Source organism: Rhizobium sp. RSm-3 (assembly GCF_001854685.1).
GTDB classification, from domain to species: Bacteria; Pseudomonadota; Alphaproteobacteria; order Rhizobiales; family Rhizobiaceae; genus Rhizobium; species Rhizobium ecuadorense.
This window is the reverse complement of the sequence record NZ_MAWZ01000013.1, coordinates 408,844-434,051: the sequence shown is the minus strand read 5'-3', so window position 1 is coordinate 434,051 and position 25,208 is coordinate 408,844. Positions and strand designations below refer to the sequence as shown.

26 protein-coding genes are annotated in these 25,208 nt (G+C 61.2%); 14 read left to right on the top strand and 12 right to left on the bottom strand.

Translation table 11 applies throughout. The features are described from left to right. Positions 1-8: 8 nt before the first annotated feature. Together xdhA and BBJ66_RS15305 are read right to left on the bottom strand one after the other, a co-directional pair. Positions 9-1,475 carry a xanthine dehydrogenase small subunit gene (xdhA, locus tag BBJ66_RS15310; RefSeq protein WP_071088017.1) on the bottom strand — a complete coding sequence of 489 codons (1,467 nt, stop codon included), beginning with the start codon at positions 1,473-1,475 and terminating at the stop codon, positions 9-11. A gap of 28 nt (positions 1,476-1,503) precedes the next feature. Then, entirely contained in the window at positions 1,504-2,280 is a 777-nt protein-coding gene (locus BBJ66_RS15305; RefSeq protein ID WP_071088015.1) for a 3-hydroxybutyrate dehydrogenase, read from the bottom strand. A 256-nt stretch (positions 2,281-2,536) separates the two neighbouring features. Here BBJ66_RS15305 and glpK point away from each other — a divergent pair, with 256 nt between their 5' ends. Next, a complete protein-coding gene (glpK, locus tag BBJ66_RS15300; protein ID WP_071088013.1) occupies positions 2,537-4,030 on the top strand; it encodes a glycerol kinase GlpK in 1,494 nt (497 codons plus the stop codon). A gap of 58 nt (positions 4,031-4,088) precedes the next feature. On the opposite strand, the gene BBJ66_RS33135 is transcribed toward glpK, so the two are convergent. Together BBJ66_RS33135 and BBJ66_RS15295 are read right to left on the bottom strand one after the other, a co-directional pair. Then, on the bottom strand, positions 4,089-4,358 hold the full coding sequence (locus BBJ66_RS33135) for a type II toxin-antitoxin system RelE/ParE family toxin (RefSeq protein ID WP_338012711.1): 270 nt from the start codon (positions 4,356-4,358) through the stop codon (positions 4,089-4,091). Further along, entirely contained in the window at positions 4,351-4,605 is a 255-nt protein-coding gene (locus tag BBJ66_RS15295; RefSeq protein ID WP_071088011.1) for a ribbon-helix-helix domain-containing protein, read from the bottom strand. Before BBJ66_RS15295 ends, BBJ66_RS33135 begins: the two co-directional genes overlap by 8 nt. A gap of 174 nt (positions 4,606-4,779) precedes the next feature. Between BBJ66_RS15295 and BBJ66_RS15290 the strand changes: the two genes are divergently transcribed. The 8 genes from BBJ66_RS15290 to sbmA all read left to right on the top strand — a co-directional run bounded on the left by BBJ66_RS15290 (position 4,780) and on the right by sbmA (position 12,414). Continuing rightward, positions 4,780-5,154 carry a YciI family protein gene (locus BBJ66_RS15290; RefSeq protein ID WP_012558564.1) on the top strand — a complete coding sequence of 125 codons (375 nt, stop codon included), beginning with the start codon at positions 4,780-4,782 and terminating at the stop codon, positions 5,152-5,154. Continuing rightward, on the top strand, positions 5,151-6,410 hold the full coding sequence (locus BBJ66_RS15285) for an RNA polymerase sigma factor (protein ID WP_071088009.1): 1,260 nt from the start codon (positions 5,151-5,153) through the stop codon (positions 6,408-6,410). The genes BBJ66_RS15290 and BBJ66_RS15285 overlap by 4 nt, the downstream gene beginning before the upstream one ends. A 100-nt stretch (positions 6,411-6,510) precedes the next feature. Then, positions 6,511-6,978 carry an SRPBCC family protein gene (locus BBJ66_RS15280; protein ID WP_071088008.1) on the top strand — a complete coding sequence of 156 codons (468 nt, stop codon included), beginning with the start codon at positions 6,511-6,513 and terminating at the stop codon, positions 6,976-6,978. 178 nt (positions 6,979-7,156) lie between these two features. Further along, positions 7,157-7,447, top strand: a complete 291-nt coding sequence (locus tag BBJ66_RS15275; protein WP_071088147.1) for a GIY-YIG nuclease family protein — start codon at positions 7,157-7,159, stop codon at positions 7,445-7,447. 323 nt (positions 7,448-7,770) lie between these two features. Continuing rightward, the gene (locus BBJ66_RS15270; protein ID WP_071088144.1) at positions 7,771-8,832 is read left to right on the top strand and encodes an LLM class flavin-dependent oxidoreductase; all 1,062 of its coding nucleotides are present in this window, start codon (positions 7,771-7,773) and stop codon (positions 8,830-8,832) included. 43 nt (positions 8,833-8,875) lie between these two features. Beyond that, on the top strand, positions 8,876-9,634 hold the full coding sequence (gene map, locus BBJ66_RS15265) for a type I methionyl aminopeptidase (protein WP_071088006.1): 759 nt from the start codon (positions 8,876-8,878) through the stop codon (positions 9,632-9,634). 204 nt (positions 9,635-9,838) lie between these two features. Next, positions 9,839-11,023: a YbfB/YjiJ family MFS transporter gene (locus BBJ66_RS15260; RefSeq protein WP_190238005.1), complete on the top strand. Its 1,185-nt coding sequence runs from the start codon at positions 9,839-9,841 to the stop codon at positions 11,021-11,023. Positions 11,024-11,148: 125 nt separating this feature from the next. Continuing rightward, positions 11,149-12,414: a peptide antibiotic transporter SbmA gene (gene sbmA, locus BBJ66_RS15255; protein ID WP_071088004.1), complete on the top strand. Its 1,266-nt coding sequence runs from the start codon at positions 11,149-11,151 to the stop codon at positions 12,412-12,414. 233 nt (positions 12,415-12,647) lie between these two features. On the opposite strand, the gene BBJ66_RS15250 is transcribed toward sbmA, so the two are convergent. Further along, positions 12,648-13,637 (bottom strand): polysaccharide deacetylase, encoded by a 990-nt coding sequence (locus BBJ66_RS15250; protein WP_071088002.1) that lies wholly within the window; start codon positions 13,635-13,637, stop codon positions 12,648-12,650. A 122-nt stretch (positions 13,638-13,759) separates the two neighbouring features. Here BBJ66_RS15250 and BBJ66_RS15245 point away from each other — a divergent pair, with 122 nt between their 5' ends. The 3 genes from BBJ66_RS15245 (at position 13,760) to der (ending at position 16,571) form a co-directional block, all read left to right on the top strand. Further along, a complete protein-coding gene (locus tag BBJ66_RS15245) occupies positions 13,760-14,344 on the top strand; it encodes an NnrU family protein (protein WP_071088000.1) in 585 nt (194 codons plus the stop codon). 105 nt (positions 14,345-14,449) lie between these two features. Next, positions 14,450-15,133: a tetratricopeptide repeat protein gene (locus tag BBJ66_RS15240; RefSeq protein ID WP_071087999.1), complete on the top strand. Its 684-nt coding sequence runs from the start codon at positions 14,450-14,452 to the stop codon at positions 15,131-15,133. A gap of 16 nt (positions 15,134-15,149) precedes the next feature. Continuing rightward, a complete protein-coding gene (der, locus tag BBJ66_RS15235) occupies positions 15,150-16,571 on the top strand; it encodes a ribosome biogenesis GTPase Der (RefSeq protein ID WP_071087997.1) in 1,422 nt (473 codons plus the stop codon). A gap of 52 nt (positions 16,572-16,623) precedes the next feature. On the opposite strand, the gene BBJ66_RS15230 is transcribed toward der, so the two are convergent. Continuing rightward, the gene (locus tag BBJ66_RS15230) at positions 16,624-17,061 is read right to left on the bottom strand and encodes a MarR family winged helix-turn-helix transcriptional regulator (protein WP_049736120.1); all 438 of its coding nucleotides are present in this window, start codon (positions 17,059-17,061) and stop codon (positions 16,624-16,626) included. Between the two features lie 159 nt (positions 17,062-17,220). Between BBJ66_RS15230 and BBJ66_RS15225 the strand changes: the two genes are divergently transcribed. Continuing rightward, positions 17,221-18,234, top strand: coding sequence for an alpha/beta hydrolase (locus BBJ66_RS15225; protein ID WP_071087994.1), 1,014 nt, complete (start codon positions 17,221-17,223; stop codon positions 18,232-18,234). Between the two features lie 93 nt (positions 18,235-18,327). Here the strand turns inward: BBJ66_RS15225 and BBJ66_RS15220 are convergent, their stop codons facing one another. Then, on the bottom strand, positions 18,328-19,509 hold the full coding sequence (locus BBJ66_RS15220; protein WP_071087993.1) for a glycosyltransferase family 4 protein: 1,182 nt from the start codon (positions 19,507-19,509) through the stop codon (positions 18,328-18,330). A gap of 239 nt (positions 19,510-19,748) precedes the next feature. Continuing rightward, positions 19,749-20,789 carry a glutamine synthetase beta-grasp domain-containing protein gene (locus BBJ66_RS15215; RefSeq protein ID WP_071087990.1) on the bottom strand — a complete coding sequence of 347 codons (1,041 nt, stop codon included), beginning with the start codon at positions 20,787-20,789 and terminating at the stop codon, positions 19,749-19,751. Between the two features lie 429 nt (positions 20,790-21,218). Here BBJ66_RS15215 and gstI point away from each other — a divergent pair, with 429 nt between their 5' ends. Next, positions 21,219-21,410: a glutamine synthetase translation inhibitor GstI gene (gstI, locus tag BBJ66_RS15210; protein ID WP_049736124.1), complete on the top strand. Its 192-nt coding sequence runs from the start codon at positions 21,219-21,221 to the stop codon at positions 21,408-21,410. An 81-nt stretch (positions 21,411-21,491) separates the two neighbouring features. Here the strand turns inward: gstI and BBJ66_RS15205 are convergent, their stop codons facing one another. From BBJ66_RS15205 to BBJ66_RS15190, 4 genes are all read right to left on the bottom strand, one after another. Then, positions 21,492-22,412: a sugar kinase gene (locus BBJ66_RS15205; protein WP_071088139.1), complete on the bottom strand. Its 921-nt coding sequence runs from the start codon at positions 22,410-22,412 to the stop codon at positions 21,492-21,494. A gap of 140 nt (positions 22,413-22,552) precedes the next feature. Then, on the bottom strand, positions 22,553-22,894 hold the full coding sequence (locus BBJ66_RS15200) for a hypothetical protein (protein ID WP_071087988.1): 342 nt from the start codon (positions 22,892-22,894) through the stop codon (positions 22,553-22,555). A 326-nt stretch (positions 22,895-23,220) separates the two neighbouring features. Continuing rightward, on the bottom strand, positions 23,221-24,207 hold the full coding sequence (locus tag BBJ66_RS15195) for an ABC transporter ATP-binding protein (protein WP_049736127.1): 987 nt from the start codon (positions 24,205-24,207) through the stop codon (positions 23,221-23,223). Then, positions 24,200-25,207, bottom strand: a complete 1,008-nt coding sequence (locus BBJ66_RS15190) for an ABC transporter ATP-binding protein (RefSeq protein WP_071087986.1) — start codon at positions 25,205-25,207, stop codon at positions 24,200-24,202. Before BBJ66_RS15190 ends, BBJ66_RS15195 begins: the two co-directional genes overlap by 8 nt. Between the last annotated feature and the right edge of the window lies 1 nt (position 25,208).

The following is a 25,208-nucleotide window of genomic DNA, read 5'->3' as shown; positions in this document are numbered from 1 at the left end:
CTTCTCCATCACGCCACCTCCTCGAACCGCTTCAGCTCCGCCGGCGCGCCCACCGTTTCCAGATAAAACCGCGTCAGCAGGTTCTTCGCCGTCAACTGGCGGTATTCCGCCGTGGCGCGCCAGTCGGTCAGTGGCTGGTAGTCGGCATCGAAGGCGGGGCGGGCGGCGTCGATCGTCGCTTCCGTCCATGGTTTGCCAATCAGCGCGGCTTCGACAGTCGGAGCGTGCTTCGGCGTTGCCGCCATGCCGCCGAAGGCGATGCGGATGTCGGTGACCATCTCGGCTTCGTCGAGCGTCAGCAGGAAGGCACCGAGCACGGCGGTAATGTCTTCGTCGCGGCGCTTGGTGATCTTGTAGGCGGCAAAACGGCTGGTTGTCTTGGGATAGGGCACGAAGACGCTCTCGATGAACTCGCCGGGCTTCCGATCCTGCCTGCCGTAAGCGATGAAGAAATCCTGGAGCGGCATTCGGCGCTGGCCTTCGAGGGAGCGCAGCGTCAGCGTCGCGCCGAGCGCGATCAGCGGTGGCGGGCTGTCGCCGATCGGCGAGCCGTTGGCGATGTTGCCGCCGATCGTGCCCATGTTGCGCACCTGCTCGCCGCCGATGCGGTCGATCAGCCGCCCGAGCGCCGGGATCTTTTTCGAGATCGCCGCGAAGGCGCCGGTATAGCTGACGCCAGCGCCGATGGTGACGCCGTCCTCGCTTTCGGTGACCGATTGCAATTCGCTCAAGTGATTGATGAAGACGACAGGGCTTAGCCGCTTCATCTGCTTCGTTACCCAGAGACCGACATCGGTGGAGCCGGCGACGACGGTTGCGTCGGGCTCCTGCGAGAGGACTTCCGCCAGCGCTTGCGGCGAAGCCGGAATGATCAGCCGGTCTTCGTCCTTGGCAATCCTGATCGTGCTGCTTGTCTGCATGGCCCAGAGCCGCGCGACGATTTCCGAGCGTGTCCGCTCCAGCGGGTCGAAGAGCGCGCTCGGCCGCGTCAGGCTCACCTGCTCGGCGGCCTTGACGATCGGCTCGTAGCCGGTGCAGCGACAGAGATTGCCCTGCAAGGCTTTTTCGATCTGCTGGCGGCTCGGCTTCTCGGTCGTCAACCAGAGGCCGTAGAGCGACATGACGAAGCCCGGCGTGCAGAAGCCGCATTGCGAGCCATGACAATCGACCAGCGCCTGCTGCACCGGATGCAGCGCGCCGTCCCGGCCGGCGAGATGCTCGACCGTCACCACATGGGTGGCGTGCAGCGAGCCCAAGAAACGGATGCAGGCATTGACGGATTCATAGGCGAGCTTGCCATCGGCGAGCCGGCCGACGAGCACGGTGCAGGCGCCGCAATCGCCTTCCGCGCATCCTTCCTTGGTGCCTGTCAGGCGTCGCTTCAGCCGCAGGAAATCGAGAAGCGTTTCGGTCGGCCCGACATCGGTGAGCGCGATGTCCTCGCCATTCAGGATGAAGCGGATGCTGTCGTTCATGATATTCCCGGTTGTTTTTTCCAAATGGTTAAGCCGCCGTCCAGCCACCGTCAATCGAGATATGCGTTCCGGTCACCTGCCGGGCGGCGTCGCTGGCAAGGTAAAGCGACAGCGCACCGATTTCTTCGGCCTTGACGAATTCACGGGTCGGCTGCGCCTTGAGGATGACCTCGCTCTTCACCTGTTCCTCGGTCATGCCGCGGGCCCTGGCGGTATCGGGTATCTGCTTCTCGACGAGCGGCGTCAGCACGTAGCCGGGGCAGATGGCGTTCACCGTCACGCCGAATTCGGCAAGCTCCAGGGCGGCTGCCTTCGTGAGGCCTAATATACCATGTTTTGCGGCAACATAGGCGGATTTGAAGGGGGAGGCGACGAGCCCGTGCGCCGAGGCGATGTTGATGATGCGGCCATGCTTCTTCGCCTTCATCAGCGGGATGGCGGCGCGCATGGTGTGAAAGGAGCTCGACAGATTGACGGCGATGATCTGATCCCATTTCTCGATCGGGAAATCCTCGATCTTCTCGACATGCTGGATGCCGGCATTGTTGACCAGGACATCGACGGTGCCGAAGGTCTTTGCCGCCGTTTCGATCAGGTCGGCGATCTCCGCGGGCTTGGTCATATCGGCCGGATGATAGATCGCCCGTGCCTTGGATACTGATTCAAGCCGTTCGACGATCGCCTTGATTTCATCGGCATTTCCGAAACCGTTGATGACGACGTTGTCGCCGGTTTCGGCAAAGGCGGTGGCGATCGCAAGGCCGATACCGCTGGTGGAACCGGTGACGACGACTGATCTGCTCATATTTCTCTCCTGGCAGGCCGATGCTGCGTTGCAACGTTAGTGGCGAGGTTATGCCCAAAGCCGGCAGGCTGGCAATTCCGCTTTATTCGCTTTTCTCACCCGCATCCGTGTCCTATTGATTTGTCACGATAATCGACATGCCGAGCATTTCCGTTTTTCTTCGAATCACGGAAATGTTCTATCTCTTTTTCCACGCAATTCCGGACGCAAAACCGCTTCGCACTTTTGCTGGAATTGCTTTAGAGGAGGGAATTGCATGAGTGGATATGTTCTGGCGATCGATCAGGGAACGACATCGACGCGGGCGATCGTCTTCGACGGCGATATGCATGTCGCCGGCAAGGGCCAGAAGGAGTTCACTCAGATCTATCCGCGATCCGGTTGGGTCGAGCACGATCCCGAGGAAATCTGGGATTCGGTCGTCTCCACCGTCAACATGGCGTTGCGCGATGCCGGGATCGCGGCCAAGGATGTGGCAGCGCTCGGCATTACCAACCAGCGGGAGACGGTGGTCGTCTGGGAGCGCGAGACCGGCCGACCGATCCAGAATGCCATCGTCTGGCAGGATCGGCGCACGGCAAGCTATTGCGACAATCTGAAACGGCAGGATCTGGAGCGGCTGTTCACCAAGAAGACCGGCCTGATCCTCGACCCGTATTTTTCCGGCACCAAGCTTTCCTGGATGCTCGCCAACGTCAAGGGGGCCCGGGCGCGCGCCGCCAGGGGGGATCTCTGCTTCGGCACGATCGATACCTTCCTGATCTGGCGGCTGACCGGCGGCAAAAGCTTCGTCACCGATGCCACCAACGCCTCGCGCACGCTGATGTACAACATCGCCGAAAACGCCTGGGACGAGGATCTGCTCGATATTCTGCGCGTGCCTGCCGCCATGCTGCCGCAGGTTAAGGATTGCGCTGCCGATTTCGGCACGGTCGATCCTGAAATCTTCGGCGCAGCGATCCCGATCCTCGGGGTTGCCGGAGACCAGCAGGCGGCCACCATCGGCCAGGCCTGTTTTCAGCCGGGCATGCTGAAATCGACCTACGGCACCGGCTGTTTCGCGCTGCTCAACACCGGCGCCGATATGGTGCGTTCAAAAAACCGGCTGCTGACCACCATCGCCTATCGCCTGAACGGCGAGACGACCTATGCGCTTGAGGGGTCGATTTTCATCGCCGGTGCGGCAGTACAATGGCTGCGGGACGGGCTGGGGATCATCGGCAGCGCCGCCGAGACCAATGCACTTGCCGAAAAGGCCGATCCGACGCAGGAAGTCTATCTCGTCCCCGCCTTCACCGGGCTTGGCGCACCGCATTGGGACGCCAAGGCGCGGGGCGCGATCTTCGGGCTGACGCGCAACAGCGGCCCGGCGGAACTTTCCAGGGCAGCCCTTGAAGCGGTCTGCTACCAGACCCGCGACCTGCTCGACGCCATGCAGAAGGACTGGAAGAACGGCGGCGACGACACGGTGCTGCGCGTCGATGGCGGCATGGTCGCTTCCGACTGGACGATGCAGCGGCTCGCCGACCTGCTCGACGCCCCGGTCGACCGCCCGGTGATCCTGGAGACGACGGCGTTGGGGGCTGCCTGGCTCGCCGGCAGCCGGGCGGGGGTCTGGCCGGACAGGGAGGGTTTCTCGGCAACGTGGAAACGAGACCGGCGCTTCGAGCCCGATATGGACGAGAAGGTGCGGGCGGCCAAGCTCAAGGGCTGGAAGAGCGCGGTCCGGCGGACGCTGAGCGAGGGGTGAGGGGATGATGTCTCGCTAAACCTCGACCGCGTTGGTTCAGCTCAGCCAGTTCTCGACATCACGAGGTCCATTTACCACGGCGACGATAGAGATGCCGTAAGGCATCGGTTCGTAGATAACGACGTAGCGGCCCTTCAATCAGAATCCGCGCTGTCGGGCTGAGCGCGGGGCGTGGAGAGCCCATATGAGGATGCTCGGCAGCAAGTTCCGCCTTTTCCAGAATCCGCGTGAGAAGGGCGTCGGCGGCCGGTTCATTGTCCGGCGCGATGGAGCGCCAGATGTCGCGCAAATCTTCTTCGGCACGGGGACTGAGAAGGTATTTAGCCACGCGAACGGGCTTCCGCCTTCAACTCCGCCAAAAGGGTTTTTGCATCGATTTCACGGCCTGTGCCGCTCGCCATGTTATAGGCCTTCTTGAGGCGGCCGATTTCCAGCAGCCGGACTTCTTCCCGCTGCTCCCACAGGCGCAGCGCGTCGCGGACGACTTCGCTGTTGGAGGCATAGGCGCCGGATTCCACGGCATCGTGCAGGCGCGCGATTTGCTGCGGGGAAAGAGATATGGTCAGGGTTCTCATCGCTGGTTGTAGTGCGACTAACAAGAACTAACAATCTTTATTAATGTGATTGTATCTTGTTGCCTTTCGGCTGGCCGGTCAGCCAGGCCCCGATGCGGCAGCTCACCAACAATTTTTAATGCGGCCTGTCGGCTAAGCGGTTACTCCTTCGTCATTCGGAAAGAGGAGTGAGTGATGCTTTATGCAATCCTTTGTTACGCCCATGAAGAAACCGTCTTCGCCTGGACCAAGGAGGAGGAGGCTGCCGTCATGGAGAAGCTCTACGCCGTGCAGGAGCCGCTTGCCCAATCCGGCAAGCTCGGTCCCGTCGGCCGGCTGATGCCGACGACGGCTGCGACCACTGTGCGCAAGGGCAAGGACGAGCCTTTGGTCATCGACGGGCCTTTTGCGGAAACGAAAGAGGCTCTTCTCGGCTTCTACGTGGTCGACTTCGAAACGCTCGACGAGGCGGTCGCCTTCTCGAAACAGCTTTCCTCCGTCAATCCGGGTTCCACCTCTTACGAAATTCGGCCGTTCTACGTCTTCAGGCCGGGAGATGCTTCATCATGACCGATATTGCCTGGATCGACCTCGCACTTGCCTCGGCCCGCCCGAAGGCGCTCGGTGCGCTGCTGCGCTATTTCCGCAATCTCGATACCGCGGAAGAGGCGTTTCAGGAGGCATGCCTGAGGGCGATCCGCACATGGCCGGAGAAGGGGCCGCCGCGCGATCCGACAGCCTGGCTCATCTTCGTCGGGCGAAACAGCGGGATCGACGCGGTGCGCAAGCGGTCAAAGCTTCAGGCACTGCCGGATGAGGACCTCATCTCCGATACCGAGGATGCCGAAAGCGATATTGCCGAGCGGCTGGACGATTCCCACTATCGCGACGATATTTTGCGGCTTCTCTTCATCTGCTGTCATCCCGATCTGCCGGCGACCCAGCAGATTGCGCTGGCGCTGCGCATTGTTTCCGGCCTTTCGGTGCCGCAGATCGCCCGCGCCTTCCTGGTGTCGGAAAGCGCCATGGAGCAGCGCATCACCCGCGCCAAGGCGCGCGTCGCCAAGGCAGGCGTGCCGTTCGAAACGCCGAGCCCCGAGGAAAGGGCCGAGCGTCTTACGATCGTCAGCACGATGATCTATCTCGTCTTCAACGAAGGCTACAGCCAGGCCGACCCGAAGCATGAGGCGGCCGCCTTCAGCGACGAGGCGATCCGGCTGGCACGGTTGATGCTGCATCTCTTTCCGTCCGAACCGGAGTTGATGGGGCTGCTTGCGCTGATGCTTCTGCAGATCTCGCGCCGGCCGGCGCGCTTCAGCGCCGAAGACGAGATCGTGCTGCTCGAGGATCAGGATCGCTCGCTCTGGAACCAGCCCTTCATCAACGAGGCCCTGGCGCTGCTCGACAAGGCGCTGCGCCATCGTCGGCCCGGCCCCTATCAGCTTCAGGCGGCGATCGCCGCCATCCATTCCCGCGCGAAACGCGCTGAAGACACCGACTGGGTCGAAATCGATCTGCTCTACCGCGCGCTGGAGCGTGTGCAGCCTTCGCCTGTCGTAACGCTTAATCGCGCGGTCGTGGTTTCCAAGCTGCATGGGCCGCAGGAGGCGCTCGATCTGATCGATCCGCTCGGCGAGAAGCTCGGCGGCTATTTCTACTATCACGGGCTGCGGGGCGGGCTGCTGAAGCAGCTTGGCTTGACCTGTCAGGCGCGCGAAGCCTTCGACCGCGCTATTGCGCTTGCCCATTCGGCGGCTGAGGCAGCCCATATCCGCCGGCAGATCGACAAGATGCAGGAAGAGACCACGCAGCCGATCGCAAAATAGAACGCAAGAAAAGTCGGCGCGCTGTCGGAACGGAGAAGTTCGACACGTCCTTGCAACACCTGATGAGAAACAGGTTTCACCTCAATGGAGAGATGTCGAAATGACCGCCAGCACGCAACATGAACTTACCCTCGTTCGCGAATTCGACGCGCCGCGCGAGACGATCTACAAGGCGTGGACCGATCCCGATCTCATGAAGCAGTGGTTCGTGCCGAGGCCCTGGGGTGTTGCGGAAGCAACGCTCGACGTGCGCCCCGGCGGTTCCAGCGTCATCGTCATGCAGGATCCCGAGGGCAACCAGTACCCGAACCGCGGCGTCTATCTCGAGATCGTCGAGAACGAGAAGATCGTCTTCACCGATGCCTATACCAGCGCCTGGGTGCCTGCCGAAAAACCCTTCTTCACCGGCGTCATCCTGCTCGAAGATCTCGGCAATGGCCGCACGAAATATACGGCCAAGGCGCTACATTGGCGCGCGGAAGACAAGGAAGCGCACGAGAAGATGGGCTTCCACGAGGGGTGGGGCAAGGCCGCAGACCAGCTGGCGGAACTGCTGGCGACGATGTGAACGGCGAGTGAGGCGGCGCGGGGAGGCCGCGCCGTCCTCATGCTTCAAGTGCGGCCTGAGGCCGCTTGGAAGATGAATCCGCCGATGCCTGAAAGTCGTTGAATTCAGATTCGAATTGGTGGTCGGGCGGGCCGGTGTCGCTGTCGACGCGGGATCGATCCTGTGTCAATCTGAGGGCATGAAGGGATACGTCTACATCCTTGCGTCCGCACGCAACGGCACGCTCTATACCGGCGTGACGCGTGATCTGGCCGGGCGGTTATACGAGCACCAGAAGGAACTGACGCCGGGCTTTACGTCGAAATATGGCGTCAAGACGTTGGTGTGGTTTGAGGAGCATGATTTGCTGACGGCAGCGATCACGCGAGAGAAGACAATCAAGAAGTGGCCGCGGCAGTGGAAGCTCAATTTGATCGAGCGAGAGAATCCTGAGTGGGAGGATATTTCGTTTCATCTGCTGGGTCTGTGAAGATTCTCTCGTCGCGCGGACGCGCGACTGCTGGATTCCTGTGACAAGCACAGGAATGAGGGAGGTCCTGGATTCGGCAGCGCTCAAAAGCGATCGTATTCGCGCTGGAGGATATGGAGTGCAGGTTGATCACCTCGCTCCCTCATTCCTGTGCTCGTCACAGGAATCCAGCAGCGCCGTGTCTACGGCGCAAAGACTCTTTGCCGTGCTGTCAGAAGCCTCGCCGCACTATCGAAATTCTCGAACATTCCGTTCCAGAGTTTGTATTTGTGTTCCCTGCCGCCGGTCCTTATCTCCAGGTTGAACTCAACAGGGTGCCGACGATGGAACTGGGTCTTTATACGTTTGCGGATGTCAATCCAAATCCCTCCCGCAACAAGGGGGCGGAAGGGGCAGAACGGCTGAAGAATCTGATCGAGGAGATCGAGCTGGCCGATCAAGTGGGGCTCGACGTCTTCGGGCTCGGTGAACATCATCGGCCGGACTACGCGGCGTCGGCTCCCGCGGTCGTGCTGGCGGCCGCGGCTGTCAAGACGAGGAATATCCGGCTGACCAGCGCCGTCACCGTGCTTTCTTCCGATGATCCGGTGCGGGTCTTCCAACAGTTTTCGACGCTCGACCTGATTTCGAACGGCCGCGCCGAGATCATGGCGGGGCGCGGCTCCTTTATCGAGTCCTTCCCGCTGTTCGGCTACAATCTCGAGGATTACGACCAGCTTTTCGAAGAGAAGCTCGATCTGCTGCTAGCTTTGCGCAATAGCGAGACGGTCGATTGGGAAGGCGAACTGCGCGCGCCGATCCGTGGGCGCGGCGTCTATCCCAGGCCGCTGCAGGATCAGCTGCCGTTGTGGGTTGCCGTTGGTGGCACGCCGCAGTCGGTCGCGCGCGCCGGCGCGCTCGGCCTGCCGGTGGCGCTGGCGATCATCGGCGGCGAGCCGCGCCGGTTCGCGCCGCTCTTCGATCTGTACCGGGAGGCCGCGCGCCGGGCAGGACAGGATCAGGCGAAGCTGAAGACCAGCATCAATGTCCACGGCTTCATCGCCGATACGACGGCCGACGCTGCCGAGCAGTTTTATGGGCCGCAGGCCGAAGTGATGAACCGCATCGGCCGCGAACGTGGCTGGGGGCCGACGAGCCGGGCACAGTTCGACATGTCGCGCGGACCGAACGGGGCGCTTTTCGTCGGCGATCCCGAACTGGTCGCCGAAAAGATCATCGCCCATCATGCGCTTTTCCGGAACGACCGCTTCCTGCTGCAGATGGCGATCGGCCTGATGCCGCATGCTGAGATCATGCGCGGCATCGAGCTCTACGGGACGAAAGTCGCGCCGATCGTCAGAAAGGCATTGACTGAAACGGACGGAGGGGCGAAAGCCACCGCTTAACCAAGGCGGCCGTGGCCGCCCTGCGCAAGGCCGGAACAGACGAATGGTGATCGCAAACGACGACGAACTGGCGAAACTCAAGGAGATCGGCCGGATCTGCGCCAACGCTATCCAGGTGATGGCGGCGGCGATGGAGCCGGGCATGACGACGCTGGAGCTCGACGGCATCGGCCGCAAGGTGCTCGAGGAGGCGGGCGCGCGCTCGGCGCCGGAGTTCTGCTACCAGTTTCCGGGTGCGACCTGCATCAGCGTCAACGAGGAAATCGCGCACGGCATTCCCGGGCCGCGTGTCATCCGCGCCGGCGATCTCATCAATATCGACGTCTCGGCCGAGAAGGACGGTTTCTTCGCCGATACCGGCGCTTCCTTCGCGATGCCGCCGGTCAAGCCGAAAATCGAGCGGCTTTGCCGCGACGGCAAGCGGGCGCTCTGGGTCGGGCTGAACCAGGTGAAATCCGGCGAGCCGCTTGCCAGGATCGGCACCGCCGTCGGCGCCTTCGCGCAGAAGAACCGTTATACGCTGGTCGCCAATCTGGCGAGCCACGGCGTCGGCCGCTCGCTGCACGAGGAGCCGGCCGAACTCTCGACCTGGCCGGACCCTTCGGAAAAACGCGTCATGACGGATGGTCTCGTCTTCACCGTCGAGCCCTTCCTGTCGCTCGGCGCGACCTGGGCCGAAGGCGGCGACGATGCATGGACGCTTTATGCCGATCCGAAGGCGCCGACCGTGCAATATGAACATACGGTTGTGGCAACGCGTAACGGGCCGGTGATCCTGACATTGCCGGATGGGCGGGCTTAGGGGCGGCTTGCGGAGGTACGAGTTCAAAACCCAAGGATGACACGCATCCCCGTCGCACAGCCGCATTATACAGCAACGGCAACGTACAAGGATGAGGCTCTCTTGGAGGCTGCGCCCATCCTCCTGCGCCTGCTTTCGCGGAATTGATCGATCGATCAGAATTACTTGATTGTGATGCAGATGCTGCGGCGCGATAAGCGCTGTATGCTCGAGCGCATCCGCCACTCCCCGCCGAACCTCGTTTCCACAGCCGCTGCGGGCGCCGTCGCCATGGCGGCGGCCATGGGCTTCGGGCGTTTCTCCTACACGCCGATCCTGCCCGGCATGATGAGCGGCGTGCCGCTTTCGGCGGCGGATTCAGGTTTTATCGCCTCGGCGAATTTCGTCGGTTATCTCGTCGGCGCCGTGCTTGCGGCCTATGGCTGGGCGGCGGGGCGGGAGCGGCTGGTGGCGCTCTCGGCACTGCTGGCGACCGCGATCCTGCTCGCCGCGATGGCCGCCACCGATTCCGTCGCCGTCTTTGCCGTCATCCGGTTCCTCGCCGGCCTCGCCAGCGCCTTCGCGATGGTCTTCACCTCGTCGATCGTGCTCAGCCACGGGGCTGCCGCCGGCAACGACCATGTGCAGGCGGCGCATTTCGGCGGGCCGGGAGCGGGCATCGCGCTGTCCTCGGTCATGGTGTTTCTCATCGGGCTCGGTTTTCACGACGGGCCGGACGGCTGGCGGGCCGACTGGATCGGCGGAGCGCTCTATTGCGCGGCAAGCCTCGTCGTCGTCTTCCTGCTCTTGCCGTCAGCACCGGCGCAATCGGCGCGCGCGGGCAAGGAGCCGGCCCTCGTCTGGAGCCGGCCGATGGTGCTGATCACACTGTCCTACGGCCTGTTCGGCTTCGGCTACGTCATCACCGCGACCTTCCTCGTCACCATCGCGCGTCTTTCTGCAACAGGCCCACTGGTCGAATTCCTTTGCTGGTTCATCGCCGGGCTGACGGCGGCGGTGGCGCTGTTTGCCTGGAAGCCGCTGGTCAGGCGGCTCGGGCTCGGCGGCGTCTATGTCGCAGCCCTTCTGGTCGAAGCCGCCGGCGTGCTCGCCACCGTGATTCTGCCGCACTCTGCCGCACCGCTGATCGGCGGGGCGCTGTTCGGGGCGACGTTCCTGGCGATCACCGCTTACGGGCTGCAGATCGGCCGCAAGCTTTCGCCTGACAGCCCGCGGCGGATCCTGGCGATGATGACGGCCGCCTTCGGCCTCGGCCAGATCGTCGGGCCCGTCGTTGCCGGCTGGATCGCCGAGCGCAGCGGCAATTTCACCGCCCCAACGGTGATCGCCGCCGTCGCCCTTGTTGCCTGCGCCGCGCTGGTGATGCCGGTGATCAAGAAAATCGCGTAAGCGGTTACATCTGCGTAACAATCGGCTAAACCCATTGCTGCTTCCTTCGAACTGCCTTAGTTTCCGGCAAAATCAGTGTTCCACGACACTCCCGAGACTCACAGTTCAGGAAAGCAAAGCCCCCCGTGTTTCATTCCTTCTTTCCCCGACCGAAGCTGTTTTTCACCTCTGCCGCCGTATGGACGCTCGCATGCATTTTCTTTTGGTATTTTGTGGGTATTGAGCTTTCGACCAATCTCGGCTTTCCTCCGTTGCCGGAGAGTGCACAGCCGGTCGGAGCCGCGTTTTTTATCGCGCCTACCAATTTGTCATTCTATGTGTTTTTTATACTTTGTTCCGCTTTATTTTGCTCTGCGTGGCACGTTTTCGCCAAAGACAATCCCTGGAAAATCTGGTCGGTTTGGGGAACGGCAATTCTCGTATTCATTACTTATTTTGGCGTTCAGATGGATGTTGCGATCAACGTCTGGCGCGGCCCATTCTTTAATCTTCTACAGGACGCGCTTGCAGGGAAGCCCGGTATTACCGACAGTAATTTTTATGTTCTTCTTGGAAAATTCTTAGAAATAGGCGCCGTCGGCGTCGTTGTCTCCACATTTAATCTGTTTTTTTTAAGCCACTACGTCTTTCGTTGGCGCACTGCCATGAACAATTTCTATATGTCCAAATGGGAAAAGTTGCGCCACATCGAGGGAGCTTCCCAGCGCGTACAAGAAGATACAATGCGCTTTGCAAGAATTCTCGAAGATCTGGGGATTAGTCTCATCGGGTCTGTCATGACTCTTATTGTATTCTTGCCGATTTTGTCGGAGCTGTCGAAGTATGTTACAAACATTCCCATTATTGGAGCGCTGCCTAATTCCCTAGTTTGGCTGGCACTTATTTGGTCCGTGCTTGGAACTGTTTTGCTGGCTCTTGTTGGTGTTAAGCTACCTGGTTTGAATTTCCGTAACCAGCGAGTGGAGGCAGCTTACCGTAAAGAACTGGTTTACGGCGAGGACCATGACGACAGAGCGCAGCCTCCGACTGTGAGGGAACTGTTTACGAACGTTCGACGTAACTATTATCGAATGTATTTTCACTATCTGTATTTTAATTTTGCTCGTTTTGGATACGGGCAAGTGGATGCAATTTTCCTCTACTATGTTCTGGTGCCGACTTTCGTCGCGCATCAAATTACGCTTGGTATTTGGCAGCAGATTTCAACGGCCTTCGGCCAGGTCAGCAACTCGTTCCAGTATCTCGTCAGTTCGTGGACGACGATCATCGAGCTGCTCTCCATCCATAAACGCCTCAAGGCCTTCGAAGCGGCCATCGATGATGAGCCGTTGCCTGCGATCGACCAGCATTATCTGGAGCGTGAGGCGGGCGTCGTGCATGTGGATGGTTGATGCGCGAGGCTGGCTGGATGAGCGGGGTGTGCCGTGTGGCCCCCTCATCCGGCTGCCGCCACCCTCTCCCCGCTGGGGAGAAGAGACTGGTGGCAGCGTCTCGCGTTTATCCATCGCTTGAGAATATGTTCGCCGAATTTGCGATTCCCTCTTCTCCCCAGCGGGGAGAAGGTGCCCGTTAGGGCGGATGAGGGGGCTGCGCGGCACCACCTCTCGTTTTCAAAAGGTTTTCGTCATAGCCCCGACGTCTGCTGCAATCTGCCCCGTGCCTCGATCATCGGGATCGCTTCGGAATAGCTGACGCAGGCGACGTCCTCTCGATGGCAGACGTCGCCGACCAGCCGGTCGAGGGCGCGCCAGTAGGCGCCGCCGTTCATTTCGACGAAGTGGAAGCCGAGCTGGAGGGGGATTCGGCTGCCGGCATATTGCTTGTCGAAAGCTTCTTTGAAGGCTGAATAGGCGCGGTTCTCGAAGGCAGCGCTGTCTGCTGTGTCTTCTTCACCTTTGGAATGGCGGACGAATAGATTGTAGTCCATGCCGATGATCGGCTTTTCGCCCGGGCCCTCGGGGATCAGTGGCAGGCCGAAGCGGACGATGCCGTCTTCCTCGACAGGCATGGCCGGGCCCTTGGTGACGAGGCTCGCATCATAGGAAAAGCCGGCCTTCTTTTCGGCGGCGATCATGTCGGCGCCCGCCGTCGCCGATAGGTAGGGCGCGCGGAAACCCTTGATGCCGTGATCGACCAGATCCTGCCAGCCGGCCGGCTCCTCAAGGCCGACGCTTGTCCAGGCATTTTTCAGGGTCGCGTGGAAGGTCGCGTATTCGGCCGACCAGTCGGCCTCGCTCCACTCGCGGCCGTCGAAATGGCCGCAGGCATGGCTCGATATGTCGTGACCTTCGAGATGGGCGTGCCAGATATTGCCAAGGCGCTCGCGGATCTCGTCGTCGCTCTGGGCGAAGCCGACATTGGATTTTCCGCGCTTCTGGTGCGGCGCCTGGTAGGCCTTCTTCGCCGCCTCGTTCATCAGGAAGGTGCAGGAGAGAAAATAGGTGAAATGGGCGCCGTTCTTTGCGGCCATTTCGCGGCTCTTCAGCCAGAGCGCATTGTCGTGAGCGCCGTCGAACGAGATGATGACGAGCTGCTTCGGCCGGTCGGCCGCCTCCGCGATGGCAGGGAGGAGGAAGGAGGCAGCCAGACAGGCGGAGAGCAGAGGACGAGACATGGGCACCGCGACAATTTGTTCGCGGTTTCCCTCCGATAGAATTGCGGCGAAGCTGCGGTCTCAACTGGTATTTTTTCCCGCCAGCCGGTAAGTCATGACAAACGGCACGGAAGGGACCCGCCATGACTTTGCTTATCGTCGGCATCATACTTTTCCTCGGGGTGCATCTCGTGCGGGTGGTCGCCCCCGGCTTCCGCCGTTCGATGATCGCAAGCCTCGGCGAGAAGGCCTGGCGGGCGGCCTATTCGATCGCGAGTCTGGCGACGCTGATCCTGTTGATCTACGGATTCGGTCAGGCCCGCCAGGTGACCGGCATGCTTTACAGTCCGCCGGTCTGGACGGCGCATATCGCGATCACGCTGATGCTGATCGCGATGATCTGTCTCGTCGCCTCGCTGCTGCCGGCGGGGCATATTGCGACGAAGACCAAACATCCGATGGTGCTGTCGGTGAAGATCTGGGCGCTGGCGCATCTGCTCGCCAATGGCGAGACCTCGTCGGTGCTGCTGTTTGCAGCCTTTCTCGCCTGGGGCGTCATCCTGCGCATCTCGCTGAAACGGCGGCAGCGGGCTGGCGAGATCGTGCTTCGGCCGTTCGTCTCGGCCAAATACGATCTTTATGCCGTTATCATCGGCATTGTCGTCTGGGCGCTGATCATCTGGAAGCTGCACGAATGGCTGATCGGAGTTTCGCCGCTGGCGATGTAACGAATCTTTCATATCCCCCTTACAACGGCGGTAAAATGGGATAGAAGGCCCGAGAATGTGCATGTCATGAACATGCTATAGGTATTTCCGCGGCCGGAGACGAGAATGACATTCAACGACGACAGCTTCATCCGTGAAGTCAACGAGGAATTGCGGTCCGACCAGATGAAGGGCGTCTGGCGCCGCTTCGGCCGTTATATCATCGTCGTCGCCATCCTGATCGTCCTCGGTACCGCCGGCAAGGTTCTCTATGAATATTGGGACGACAATCGCTCCTCCGGCACCGGCGACCAGTTCCTGGCGGCGATGAAGCTTGCCGACGAGAACAAGAACGACGAGGCGCTCGCCGCGCTCGACAAGCTGGAGAAGGAAGGCCACGGCGCCTATCCGGTGCTGGCGCGCATGCGGGCCGCGACCGTCCAGGTGCAGAAGGGCGATGCCAGCGCGGCAATTGCCGCCTTCAACGAGATCGGCAAGGACAATGGCGTTCCGGCCGCGGTGCGCGATGCCGCCAAAATGCGCGCCGGCTGGCTGCTGATCGAAAACGGCTCTTACGAACAGGTTTCGGCCGCGATCGAGGAAATGGCCGTGCCGGGCAACGCCTTCCGCCATTCGGCACGCGAAGCGCTCGGCCTTGCTTCCTATAAGGCCGGCAACATGGCGCAGGCTCGGCAGTGGTTCCAGTCGATCGTCGATGATACCGACAGCCCGCGTAATGTTGCCAATCGCGCCCATATGATGCTTGATCTCATTACCGCATCCGGCAAGGCGCCCGCCGCGCAGGGCTGAGTTTTAAGGAAAAAGAATGAGTTTCACGGTCGCGATCGTCGGTCGTCCGAATGTCGGCAAGTCGACGCTTTTCAACCGCCTGGTGGGCAAGAAGCTGGCGCTCGTCGACGACACGCCGGGCGTGACCCGCGACCGCCGGCCGGGCGATGCGCGGCTGATGGGCCTGACCTTTACCATTATCGACACGGCCGGCCTGGAAGAGGCCGACGAGGAAAGCCTGCAGGGCCGGATGCGCGCGCAGACGGAAGCGGCGATCGACGAGGCCGATCTTTCGCTCTTCGTCGTCGATGCCAAGAACGGGCTGACGCCCGTCGACACCGCGCTTGCCGAAATGCTGCGCCGGCGCGGCAAGCCGGTCGTGCTCGTGGCCAATAAATCCGAGGCGCGCGGCTCCGACAGCGGCTTCTACGATGCCTATACGCTGGGGCTTGGCGAGCCGACGCCGATTTCGGCCGAACACGGCGAAGGCATGCTCGATCTGCGCGATGCGATCGTGGAGGCGATCGGCAAGGACCGGGCCTATCCGGCGAAGGAGGATGTCGCTGTCACCAACGTCGACATTCCTCAGTCTGAAGAGGGCAGCGACGAGGACGAAGAGCCAGCCTATGACGAGACCAAGCCGCTCAGGGTGGCGATCGTCGGGCGTCCGAATGCCGGTAAGTCGACGCTGATCAACCGGTTCCTCGGTGAGGACCGGCTTTTGACCGGGCCGGAGGCCGGCATCACCCGCGATTCCATCTCGGTCGAATGGGATTGGCGCGGGCGCACCATCAAGATGTTCGATACCGCAGGCATGCGGCGCAAGGCGCGGGTGACCGAGAAGCTGGAGAAGCTCTCCGTCGCCGACGCGCTGCGTGCTATCCGTTTTGCCGAGACCGTGGTGATCGTCTTCGACGCGACGATTCCCTTCGAGAAGCAGGACCTGCAGATCGTCGATCTCGTGCTGCGCGAAGGCCGTGCCGCCGTGCTTGCCTTCAACAAGTGGGATATGATCGAAGACCGGCAGGCAGTGCTTGCCGACCTGCGCGAAAAGACCGACCGGCTGCTGCCGCAGGCGCGCGGGATCCGCGCCGTGCCGATTTCCGGCCAGACCGGCTGGGGGCTCGACAAGCTGATGCAGTCGATCATCGACACGGACAGGGTCTGGAACAAGCGCATCTCGACGGCGAGGCTCAACCGCTGGCTGGAGACGCAGCAGATCCAGCATCCGCCACCTGCCGTGTCCGGCCGGCGCATCAAGTTGAAATACATGACCCAGGTCAAGGCCCGCCCGCCGGCCTTCATGATCTCCTGCACTCGCTCCGACGCGCTGCCGGAATCCTATACGCGCTATCTGATCAACGGGTTGCGCGCCGATTTCGACATGCCGAGTGTACCGATCCGTATTCATTTCCGTTCAGCTGAGAATCCGTTCGAAGGCAAGAAGAGGCGGACCTAGGAGTTCTTGGGGCGCTGGTGCCTGGAGCACGACCTATCTAGATCGACTTGAACTAAGCCACGCTTCCATTCAGCGCCTCGCGCAGCGCCACGATCTCGGCCTGTAGGCGGTTTAGATCGGCGACATCGCGACCGCTGGCCTCGGCGATGCAGCTGGGGATGCCGGTGGCCTTTTCCTTCAGTCGCTTGCCCGCATCGCTTAAGCGGATAACGACGACGCGTTCGTCCTCGCTGCTGCGCTCGCGCTTGATATAGCCGGCGCTTTCCAGGCGCTTGAGCAGGGGCGTCAGTGTGCTCGATTCCAGGAAGAGCTTTTCGCCGAGGCTGCCGACGCTCTGGCCGTCCTGTTCCCACAGCGCGACCATGGCAAGATATTGCGGATAGGTGAGGCCGAGTGTGTCGAGCAGCGGCTTGTAAACCCTGTTCAGCGCATGGCTTGCCGTATAGACGGCAAAACAGATGAAATTATCGAGCTTCAGCTGATCCTGCATGGTCATCTCCAGAACTGAGCGAAAGTATATCGTGCGATAAATAATCGCAAGCGATTTTGCTGCATGGCAGGTATGCTGAAATTTAAATTGTCCAAGAAATAATCGTGCGCGATATAAATGACGTGTTCACGACGAACACCAAACCGAGAGGATAAGACAATGTCGACCATCAAGACCGCCGTTTCCGCCGCAGCACTCCTGGCAGCCTCTGCCGCCGGGGCGCTTGCCGACCCGGTACTCGAGCCGACAACGCAGACATTCATCGACGGCCTTGCCGGCGGAAAGCCGATCTACACGCTGTCGCCGGCCGATGCCCGCAATGTTCTGGCCGGCGCGCAGAAGGGTGACGTCAAGAAGCTTGCCGCGCGGGAAGAAGATAAGGTCGTCAAGGCGGGCCCGACCGGCAGCATCAAGCTGCGCATCATCCGCCCGGAACATGCCAAGGGCACGCTGCCGGTTATTCTCTATTTCCATGGCGGCGGCTGGGTGTTGGGCGATGCGGATACGCATGACCGGCTGGTGCGCGAAATCGCCAATGGCGCCAATGCAGCCGTCGTCTTCGTCGATTACGAACGCTCGCCGGAAGCCCGTTATCCCGTCGCGATCGAACAGGCCTATGCGGCGACCAAATATGTCACCGAACACGCAAAGGAGTTCAACGTCGACGCCGGCAGGCTAGCGGTCGCGGGCGATAGCGTCGGGGGCAATATGGCGGCTGTGGTGACGCTGCTTGCCAAGGAGCGTGGCGGTCCCGCCATCGACCAGCAGGTGCTGTTCTATCCAGTCACCGACGCCGATTTCGACAATGGCTCCTATAACCAGTTCGCCAATGGCCCGTGGCTGACCAAGGAAGCGATGAAGTGGTTCTGGAATGCCTACCTGCCCGACGAAGCCAAGCGCAAGGAACCGACGGCTTCGCCGCTGCAGGCATCACTGGAGCAGCTGAACGGCCTGCCGCCGGCGCTCATCATCACCGATGAAAATGACGTTCTGCGCGATGAAGGCGAAGCCTATGGCCGCAAGCTCAGCCAGGCCGGCGTTCGCGTCACGTCGATGCGTTACAACGGCACGATCCATGACTTCGTGCTCTTGAACGCCATCGCTGAAACGCCGGCCGCGCGCAGCGCGATTGCGGTCGCGAACGACACGCTTCGCAACGCTTTGCACAAGTAAGGCGATTGAAGCTTTTTGTTTTCACGCAATTCCCGGCAAAACCGGTTTGCGCTTTGCCTGGCAAAACCGCTTCACACTTTTGCTGGAATTGCTTTAGTCCGAGGAAGGGAGAGGCCCGGCGGTTTCGCCGGGCTTTCTGCTTCTTGGCAGCGACTTGGCAAATTGCCAGGCCTTCTTCCATTTCGGCGTGATGACGCCATTGGCGGCGCGGATATTGTTGATGAACTGCAGCGTTGCCGCTTCCCAGGAATATTGCATGGCAAGCTCGCGCGCCTTGACGCGCGAGGCGGAGAGGGCGGCAAGGCAGGCGGCTTGCAGGTTCTGGTCGAGCGCGCCGACCTCGCTGCCCTCGCCAATGATATCGAGCGGGCCGGTGACCGGATAGGCTGCGACCGGCACGCCCGATGCCAGCGCTTCAAGGATGGTGTTGCCGAAAGTGTCGGTGAGCGAGGGAAAGACGAAGACGTCGGCCTGGGCATAGGCTTTCGCCAGATCATCGCCGAACTTCACGCCGGTAAAATGCACATCGGGATAGCGCTGCTCCAGTTCGGCGCGTGCCGGGCCGTCGCCAACGACAACCTTCGAACCGGGCAGGTCGAGATCGAGAAAGGCCGGCAGGTTTTTTTCCAGCGCCACGCGACCGACCGTCATGAAAATCGGGCGAGGGAGGCCGAATGGCTGCTCCTCAAGCGGCATGGGATGGAATTGCGTGGCGTCGATGCCCCGGGTCCAGGGCATCAGGTTCTTGATGCCGCGGGCCGAAAGCTCGCGAGCAAGGCTCGGTGTCGCGACCATGCAGCCGGCGCCGCCATTGTGGAACCAGCGGACGAAGGCATAAAGCCAGCTTTGCGGAATCGGCAGGCGGGCGGAAACATATTCGGGAAAGCGCGTGTGATAGCTGGTGGAGAAGGGCATGCCCTTACGCAGGCACCAGCGGCGGGCGGTCAGCCCCAGCGGCCCTTCGGTGGCGATATGCACGTAGGAAGGTTTGTGTTTCTCGATCTCGCGGGCGATGCGGCGGTAGTTGGCGATCGACAGGCGGATCTCGGGATAGGTCGGGCAGGGGATGCTGTTGAAGCGCTCCGGCGTTACCATCGAAACAGCCACGCCCATCTTCGCCAGCTCGCGATTGGTGTTCTCGATCGAGCGCACGACGCCGTTGACCTGCGGATGCCAGGCGTCGGTGACGATCACCAAGCGTTCCGGCAGGCTGCCGGCGGCTGTAGCATTGGCCCAGCTCTCGCTGTGATGAGTGTTTGCCGGACGTTGCAGCATGTCGCGATTTCCATCCGCGTTGCATCGATATGCCAACGCTTAGCCCCAGCGCGGGGTTCCGGAACGGCGATTCCCGCTCGCCTATTCTGAGGCATGACCATGATGGAAATATTACAGCCGCATGCCAGCGTTTGCGGGCCTTTGGGCGACCCGATCCCCGCGAATATGTCAGCGGCCGATCGCGAGTTTCATGCGGGAAGAAGGACGGCGCCGGTCGGGGACCGGCGCCGCTTGGGAGGTTAGGCGGCAGCGGAAGCGGAACCGGCGAGCGGCACTTCCGAAATCGTCTTCAGAACCTGGGAAGCGATCTGGTAGGGGCAGCCCTGCGAGTTGGGGCGGCGATCTTCCAGATAGCCCTTGTAGTCGTTCTTGACGAAGGAATGCGGGACGCGGATCGAGGCGCCACGGTCGGCAACGCCGTAGGAGAACTTGTTCCACGGAGCCGTTTCGTGCTTGCCGGTCAGGCGCTTGTCGTTGTCAGGACCGTAAACGTTGATGTGGTCCATCAGGTTCTTTTCGAACTGCGCCATCAGCGCTTCGAAATAGGCCTTGCCGCCGACTTCGCGCATGTACTTGGTCGAGAAGTTGCAATGCATGCCCGAACCGTTCCAGTCGGTGTCGCCGAGCGGCTTGCAGTGATACTCGATGTCGATGCCGTATTTTTCGGTCAGGCGCTGCAGCAGGTAGCGTGCCATCCAGATCTGGTCGGCGGCCTTCTTGGAGCCCTTGCCGAAAATCTGGAATTCCCACTGGCCCTTGGCCACTTCGGCATTGATGCCTTCGTGGTTGATGCCGGCAGCGAGGCAGAGGTCGAGATGCTCTTCGACGATTTCGCGGGCGACGTCGCCGACGTTCGAATAGCCGACGCCGGTGTAGTAGGGGCCCTGCGGAGCCGGGTAACCCTGCTCGGGGAAGCCGAGCGGGCGGCCGTTCTGGTAGAAGAAATATTCCTGCTCGAAGCCGAACCAGGCATCTTCGTCGTCGAGGATGGTGGCGCGAGCATTGGATGCGTGCGGCGTGACGCCATCGGGCATCATGACTTCGCACATGACGAGCGCGCCGTTGGTGCGAGCCGGGTCGGGATAGATGGCGACGGGCTTCAGCACGCAATCGGAGCTGCGGCCTTCGGCCTGCATGGTCGACGAACCGTCGAAGCCCCAGAGCGGAAGCTGTTCCAGCGTCGGGAATACGTCGAATTCCTTGATCTGCGTCTTGCCACGCAGGTTCGGTACCGGAGTGTACCCATCGAGCCAAATATACTCGAGCTTAAATTTTGTCATCGTGACTCTCTCAATGCTACGAAGGTGAGCAAATCCGGAGACGATCTCGGCGCGCAAGCGCATCCAACCGCCAGGGGATGCACCTATTAAAGCATGTAGCGTGCCAGTTCGGCTGCCGTGGCGAAAAAAATCGCAAATCAGCCTCCGGACATGCATTTTCTTTTGCCGAAATCATCCCGTTTTGACGGCTGAAGGCCGTATCATCAGCAAGAAACCGAATTTTCCGCTTGGGAACCGGATGAAAATTTCGGCGTTAGCCTGGCGTGATCAAGTGTTGAACAAATAGGCGGACGCTCTCGGCGCAGACAGCATATCGATCAATCATAATATGGAGATGCATATAATTTGTGCAATTTGCATAAACTATGTGCATCGTGCTATGGTCGCGGCCTTGAATGTCGATGCGCCGAACTGAATGGAGGCGATCTCATGCCCACCGGTTTCCATCGTGAATCCGCAACGGTCTACCAGTTTCCCGTCAAGCCGACGCGAGCCGTCAACCGGTTCGAACGCGCCCGGCTGATGGAGCGCGAGGCAGCCGATATCTGCGACGCGGCGCTCGACAGTTGCTGGTATCATGACGAGGCGGTTCGCGAGACCGAGCGACCGACGAAGTCCTGAGTTTTTCCCATTAACGGGTCGGAATGGCGACAAGGCGGCGAGCGCTTTGGCATGGCATTCGTACCGGTGTCATGTGCGGACTCAGCCGCCGTTCAACCCCAGTTTTTCCTTTGCCACCAATGCGCCGTGTTCACTGACGACGCGGGCCGCGACGCTTGCGGCGAAGCGGGCGGCGGCGGCTGCATCCGTTGTTTCCAGATAGTGCGCGAGGAAGGCGCCGTTGAAGCTGTCGCCGGCGCTGGTGGTGTCGACCACTTGCTCGACCTTCTCGGCCGGAACGAAGCTCTCCTCGCCGGCGAAATTCAGCCTGACTCCGTCCGCGCCGTTCTTGACGACGATATGGACAGCGCCCAGCGCGCGATAGCGGTTGATCGTTGCCTCGATGGAATCGTCGCCGAAATGGGCGGCCTCGTCGTCGAAGCTCGGCATGACGATCACCGAGGAGCGGGCGCCCTCGCTGATCGTTGCGTGCATGATGTCGTAACTCGACCAGAGGCGGGGGCGAATGTTCGGGTCGAACACCACGAGCTTGCCGGCAGCCTTGGCGCGGCGGATTTCGGCGAGCAGCGTCGTGGCATCCTCCTGCGGGAGGATGGCAAGGGTGATGCCGGAGAAATAGACGAGGTCAGCACTCTCAACCGCTTCGCGCAGGCGGTCGGGATCGGCGGCCAGGCTGCGGGCAGCCGAACTGTCGCGCCAATAGCTGAAGGAGCGCTCGCCGTTCTTCAGATTGATCATATAAAGGCCTGATGTTTTGCCCTTGATGCGGCGGATGAGGCTCGTGCCGATGCCTGCCTTGTCGATGAAGGCCACCATCTCATCCGACATGGCGTCGTCGCCAAGCGCGGTAAAATAATCGACCGACCAGTCGGGGCCGAGGCAGGCGCGGGCATACCAGGCGGTGTTGAACGTATCGCCGGCGAAACCTTTACGCAGCAAGCCGTCACCTGCCTGCGAGAGCTCCACCATGCATTCACCGATCGATAGAAACCGTCTGCTCACCTTGTCCTCCCGGCATTGCTCTTCATCGCTGATACGCGGAGCCAGGCGGAGTGACAAGCTTTGATATCATGGCCGCCGATATCGCAGGAGGCAAAAGCCCGCCTTCGCGGCGAGGCGAAGGCGGGTGCGGGCGAAGGCCCTTATTCGTGGATGGTGTAGCTGCCCATCTGGCAAAGATCCTGCGTATCTTCGGTCGTGTCGAGATCCGAGTTTTCGTCGAACTCGAAGCGCATGTCGTATTTGCAGACGGTGCGGCCATCGGCGATGGTGATGTTCATGGTCTCGCCTGGATTGAGCACATTGTCGCCGAAGACGTCTTCTTCCCAGCTGTTGACGCCCGTCGGCGAGCTGTAGAAGCGCGTCAGGACGGAATTGGTTCCGTTGGTGAGCTGGAATTTCAGATCTTCGGCAAGCGACGGCACGGCGGAAGCGGCGACGACCGCGGCGGCAAGCGCGAGCAATCCAGAGACTCTCGATTTCATATATGCGTTCCCCTCGCCCATGATCGGGCGAAGACAGGGATAGCATAGTGGCATCTAAATCTTTGTTATCGGAGACTATAGATTCCGAGATAAGTCTGTTTTCGGAACAGTTCACCCCAAAGATGGATGGCAGATCTTCTGCAAAGAGCGGAGGTGCTGCACTCGACTTTCAGACGGCCTAGAAAGCTCGCCAACCCCTCCTTCGTCATACTCGGGCTTGCCTCCGGTCGATAAGGTCGCAGATCCTCGGTACAAGGCTGAGGATGACGTGCTAGGGTGAGATTTGTCGTCAAACTGAAGGCTGCTTCATACGGCTGTCGCTTCATTCATGGCCTGTCCATATGGTAGCAGGCGGCCTTCTGGCCGGGGCGGACTTCCTCGGTCGGCGGCATTTCGGTGCGACAGATATCGGTCGCCTTCCAGCAGCGCGGCGAGAAGACGCAGCCTTTCGGCGGGTTGAGCGGCGAGGGCGGATCGCCCTGCAGACGGATGCGGGTACGCAGCCGCGCAAGCTTCGGATCCGGGATGGGTGCTGCGGAAAAGAGCGCCTGCGTGTAGGGATGGGCCGGATGATCGAAGACGGTGGCGCAGTCGCCTGCCTCCACCACCCTGCCGAGATAGAGCACCAGCACATCGTCCGAAATCAGCCGCACGACGGACAGGTCGTGGCTGATGAAGATCAGCGTCAGGCCGAATTCCTTGCGCAGTTTGCGCAGAAGCGTGATCACCTGGCCCTGGATCGAAACGTCGAGGGCCGAAACCGGCTCATCGCAGATGATCAGCTTCGGTTTGGTGATGACGGCGCGGGCGATGCCGATGCGTTGCGCCTGGCCGCCGGAGAATTCGTGGGGATAGCGGTTGATCATCTCCGGCACCAGGCCGACGGCGGTCATGATCTCGCGGACGCGTTCGGTGCGTGCGGCCTTCGAAAGCTTCGGCTCGAAAACGGTGAGCGGTTCGGCGATGATATCTCCAACGGTCATGCGCGGATCAAGCGAGGCGATCGGATCCTGGAAGATGATCTGCATGTCGCGGCGGGCGGCGCGCATTTCCTCTTCCGAGATGTCGAGAAGATTGCGGCCCTGCCAGAGGATGCGGCCCTTCTGCGATTTCAACAGCCGCAGAATGGAGCGGCCGAGCGTGGACTTGCCGCAGCCGGATTCACCGACGACGCCGAGGGTGCGGCCTTCGGCGAGATCGAAGCTGACATTGTTGACGGCGGTGAGGAAAATCGGCGGCTTGAACAAGCCCTTCGCCGGCAATTCGAATTGGGTCGTCAGGTTCTCGACCCTTAGAAGCGATCGGTCAGCCATGGTTCAGCAACTCCTCACGACGCGGGAACGGGTGGTAGCAGGCGGCGCAGTGGCGCGGCGCCAGGGTTTCGAGCGGCGGCGGACGATCGATGCAATCGTCCTGGACCTGTGAACAGCGCGGCGAGAAATTGCAGCCCTTCGGCAGGTGCTGCAGGTTCGGCGGGCGCCCGGGGATAACGACGAGCTCATCGACGTCCTGATCCGGGCGCGGGATCGAGGCATGCAGCGCCGCCGTATAGGGATGGGCGGGATTGTCGAAGAGCTCGTCGACCGGCGCTTCTTCGACGATGCGGCCGGCATACATGACGGCGACGCGGTCGGCGAGGCCGGCGACGACGCCGAGATCGTGGGTGATCATGATCAGCGCGGTGTTCATCTCCGCCGTCAGGTCGTTGAAGAGATCGAGGATCTGCGCCTGGATGGTGACGTCGAGCGCCGTCGTCGGCTCGTCGGCGATGAGCAGCTTCGGTTTGGTGAGCAGCGCCATGGCAATGACGATGCGCTGGCGCATGCCGCCTGACAGTTCGTGCGGATAGAGGTGGAAGCGGCGCGTCGGGTCGGGGATGCCGACGCGTTTCAGCATGTCGAGGGCAGCCTCCGATGCGGCGCGCGCCGTCAGGCCGCGATGAACTTCAAGCTGTTCGGTCAGTTGCCGCGAAATCTTCAGCGACGGGTTGAGCGCGGTCATCGGGTCCTGGAAGACCATGGCCATGTCCTTGCCGCGGATCTGGTCGAGCTCGCGCGGCTTCAGCGACAGTACGTCCCTGCCTTCGAGCAGCGCCTGTCCCGCCGTCCTGCCGTTCTTGGCGAGCAGCCCCATGATGCCGAGGAAGGTCTGGCTCTTGCCCGAGCCCGACTCGCCGACGATGGCAATGCGTTCGCCACGCCGAACGGTAAGATTCATGTTCGAGACCGCCTTGACCTCTCCATCAGGCGTTTTGAAGGTGATCGAATAGTCCTTGAGTTCGAGAAGGATGTCTTTTTGCGTTTCATGGGCCATT

Excerpts from the sequence above, each read along its gene's own strand:
- BBJ66_RS15195 (WP_049736127.1), bottom strand. The coding sequence starts at position 24,207 with ATGGCTGACCGATCGCTTCTAAGGGTCGAGAACCTGACGACCCAATTC.
- BBJ66_RS15270 (WP_071088144.1), top strand. The coding sequence starts at position 7,771 with ATGGAACTGGGTCTTTATACGTTTGCGGATGTCAATCCAAATCCCTCC.
- BBJ66_RS15225 (WP_071087994.1), top strand. The coding sequence starts at position 17,221 with ATGTCGACCATCAAGACCGCCGTTTCCGCCGCAGCACTCCTGGCAGCC.
- BBJ66_RS15215 (WP_071087990.1), bottom strand. The coding sequence starts at position 20,789 with ATGACAAAATTTAAGCTCGAGTATATTTGGCTCGATGGGTACACTCCG.
- BBJ66_RS15285 (WP_071088009.1), top strand. The coding sequence starts at position 5,151 with ATGACCGATATTGCCTGGATCGACCTCGCACTTGCCTCGGCCCGCCCG.
- BBJ66_RS15290 (WP_012558564.1), top strand. The coding sequence starts at position 4,780 with ATGCTTTATGCAATCCTTTGTTACGCCCATGAAGAAACCGTCTTCGCC.
- BBJ66_RS15190 (WP_071087986.1), bottom strand. The coding sequence starts at position 25,207 with ATGGCCCATGAAACGCAAAAAGACATCCTTCTCGAACTCAAGGACTAT.
- BBJ66_RS15230 (WP_049736120.1), bottom strand. The coding sequence starts at position 17,061 with ATGCAGGATCAGCTGAAGCTCGATAATTTCATCTGTTTTGCCGTCTAT.
- gstI (WP_049736124.1), top strand. The coding sequence starts at position 21,219 with ATGCCCACCGGTTTCCATCGTGAATCCGCAACGGTCTACCAGTTTCCC.
- map (WP_071088006.1), top strand. The coding sequence starts at position 8,876 with ATGGTGATCGCAAACGACGACGAACTGGCGAAACTCAAGGAGATCGGC.
- der (WP_071087997.1), top strand. The coding sequence starts at position 15,150 with ATGAGTTTCACGGTCGCGATCGTCGGTCGTCCGAATGTCGGCAAGTCG.
- BBJ66_RS15280 (WP_071088008.1), top strand. The coding sequence starts at position 6,511 with ATGACCGCCAGCACGCAACATGAACTTACCCTCGTTCGCGAATTCGAC.
- BBJ66_RS15275 (WP_071088147.1), top strand. The coding sequence starts at position 7,157 with ATGAAGGGATACGTCTACATCCTTGCGTCCGCACGCAACGGCACGCTC.
- BBJ66_RS15240 (WP_071087999.1), top strand. The coding sequence starts at position 14,450 with ATGACATTCAACGACGACAGCTTCATCCGTGAAGTCAACGAGGAATTG.
- xdhA (WP_071088017.1), bottom strand. The coding sequence starts at position 1,475 with ATGAACGACAGCATCCGCTTCATCCTGAATGGCGAGGACATCGCGCTC.
- BBJ66_RS15305 (WP_071088015.1), bottom strand. The coding sequence starts at position 2,280 with ATGAGCAGATCAGTCGTCGTCACCGGTTCCACCAGCGGTATCGGCCTT.
- BBJ66_RS15220 (WP_071087993.1), bottom strand. The coding sequence starts at position 19,509 with ATGCTGCAACGTCCGGCAAACACTCATCACAGCGAGAGCTGGGCCAAT.
- BBJ66_RS15200 (WP_071087988.1), bottom strand. The coding sequence starts at position 22,894 with ATGAAATCGAGAGTCTCTGGATTGCTCGCGCTTGCCGCCGCGGTCGTC.
- glpK (WP_071088013.1), top strand. The coding sequence starts at position 2,537 with ATGAGTGGATATGTTCTGGCGATCGATCAGGGAACGACATCGACGCGG.
- BBJ66_RS15245 (WP_071088000.1), top strand. The coding sequence starts at position 13,760 with ATGACTTTGCTTATCGTCGGCATCATACTTTTCCTCGGGGTGCATCTC.
- BBJ66_RS15250 (WP_071088002.1), bottom strand. The coding sequence starts at position 13,637 with ATGTCTCGTCCTCTGCTCTCCGCCTGTCTGGCTGCCTCCTTCCTCCTC.
- BBJ66_RS15295 (WP_071088011.1), bottom strand. The coding sequence starts at position 4,605 with ATGAGAACCCTGACCATATCTCTTTCCCCGCAGCAAATCGCGCGCCTG.
- BBJ66_RS15260 (WP_190238005.1), top strand. The coding sequence starts at position 9,839 with ATGCTCGAGCGCATCCGCCACTCCCCGCCGAACCTCGTTTCCACAGCC.